General features: G+C 62.6%; 2 protein-coding genes. Both read left to right on the top strand.

What is annotated here, in order from left to right; translation table 11 throughout:
* The first annotated feature begins 190 nt into the window (after positions 1–190).
* Positions 191–1,309: a glutamate 5-kinase gene (proB, locus tag OC610_RS26880; RefSeq protein ID WP_030140287.1), complete on the top strand. Its 1,119-nt coding sequence runs from the start codon at positions 191–193 to the stop codon at positions 1,307–1,309.
* 9 nt (positions 1,310–1,318) lie between these two features.
* On the top strand, positions 1,319–1,774 hold the full coding sequence (locus OC610_RS26875; RefSeq protein WP_003205733.1) for a CreA family protein: 456 nt from the start codon (positions 1,319–1,321) through the stop codon (positions 1,772–1,774).
* The last annotated feature ends 21 nt before the right edge of the window (positions 1,775–1,795 follow it).

The following is a 1,795-nucleotide window of genomic DNA, read 5'->3' as shown; positions in this document are numbered from 1 at the left end:
GCGAGCAAGTCGGATTGCCGCACCATCGCTCCCACAGGTTCAAGTGTTTCGGTGCGGTGTTATCATCGCAGCCAGCCGGTTTCCAAGGCGCCGCTCAATCGAGCGGCGTTTTGGTATCTGTAAAACGCAAATACGAATAATCCCATGGGCGGCGCTGGGTCGCGTCGTTCGCTGGCAAAGGTTGAAGAAAATGCGGAGCAAGGTGACGGGTGCGCAGCGCTGGGTCGTGAAGATCGGTAGCGCACTGCTGACAGCGGATGGCAAGGGCCTGGATCGCCAGGCAATGGCGGTGTGGGTCGAGCAGATGGTGGCCTTGCATGAGGCTGGCGTCGAGCTGGTATTGGTCTCGTCCGGGGCCGTGGCCGCCGGTATGAGTCGCCTGGGCTGGACGTCGCGACCCAGCGCGATGCATGAGCTGCAGGCCGCTGCCGCCATTGGCCAGATGGGCCTGGTCCAGGCCTGGGAGTCGAGCTTTGCCGAGCATGGCCGTCATACGGCGCAGATCCTGCTGACCCATGACGACCTGTCCGACCGCAAGCGCTACCTCAATGCCCGAAGTACGTTGCGGGCGCTGGTGGAGCTGAAGGTCATCCCGGTGATCAACGAGAATGACACCGTGGTCACCGACGAAATCCGTTTCGGCGATAACGACACCCTGGCCGCGTTGGTGGCGAACCTGGTGGAGGCGGACCTGTTGGTGATCCTCACGGACCGCGACGGCATGTTCGATGCCGATCCGCGCAACAACCCTGACGCCAAGCTGATCTACGAAGCCCGTGCTGACGACCCGGCGCTGGATGCGGTCGCTGGCGGTACTGGCGGGGCGCTGGGGCGTGGTGGCATGCAGACCAAGCTGCGCGCGGCGCGTCTGGCGGCCCGTTCCGGCGCGCACACCATCATTGTTGGTGGTCGCTTGGAGCGGGTGCTGGATCGCCTGAAGTCAGGCGAGCGCATTGGTACCTTGCTCTCGCCGGAGCGCGGCATGTTGGCGGCGCGCAAGCAATGGCTGGCCGGGCATCTGCAGACCCGTGGCACCTTGGTGCTGGACGCCGGTGCCGTGTCGGCCTTGTCCCAAGGCAACAAAAGCTTGCTGCCGGTGGGCGTAAAGCTCGTCCAGGGCAGTTTCCGTCGCGGCGAAATGGTCGTGTGTGTAGCGCCGGACGGTCGCGAGATCGCCCGTGGCCTCGCCAACTACAGCGCGCTGGAGGCACAGAAAATCATCGGTCAGTCGTCTGATGCGATTGTCGGCTTGTTGGGCTACATGGCGGAGCCCGAGCTGGTTCACCGTGACAACCTGATCCTCGTCTAAGGAAAAATCATGGGTTTGGCAAAAGGATTGATCGGCTTGCTGCTGGCAGTGCCGCTGCTGGCTTCGGCTGAAGAAATCGGTCAGGTGTCCACCGTGTTCAAGTTCGTCGGGCCGAATGACCGGATTGTGGTCGAGGCGTTTGACGACCCTAAGGTCGATGGCGTGACCTGTTATCTGTCGCGAGCCAAGACGGGTGGGGTGAAGGGCGGTCTCGGGTTGGCCGAGGATCGCGCCGAGGCGTCCATCGCCTGTCGCCAGGTTGGGCCGATCAGTTTCAAGGGCGAGCTCAAGGACGGCGAAGAAGTGTTCCGCGAGCGCACTTCGCTGGTGTTCAAGACCATGCAGGTGGTGCGGTTTCTCGACAAAAAGCGCAATACCCTGGTTTACCTGGTCTACAGCGATCGCGTGATCGAGGGCAGCCCGCAGAATGCGGTGACCGCCATTCCGATCTTGCCTTGGCGTTAAGTATCGACTGATGAGCGAGCC

Source organism: Pseudomonas agronomica (assembly GCF_025917275.1).
Taxonomy (GTDB): Bacteria; Pseudomonadota; Gammaproteobacteria; order Pseudomonadales; family Pseudomonadaceae; genus Aquipseudomonas; species Aquipseudomonas agronomica.
Note: the sequence above shows the minus strand (reverse complement) of the source record. Positions and strands in the feature narration are given on the sequence as shown.

Coding starts and splice junctions, on each gene's coding strand:
- proB (WP_030140287.1), top strand. CDS start 191: ATGCGGAGCAAGGTGACGGGTGCGCAGCGCTGGGTCGTGAAGATCGGT.
- OC610_RS26875 (WP_003205733.1), top strand. CDS start 1,319: ATGGGTTTGGCAAAAGGATTGATCGGCTTGCTGCTGGCAGTGCCGCTG.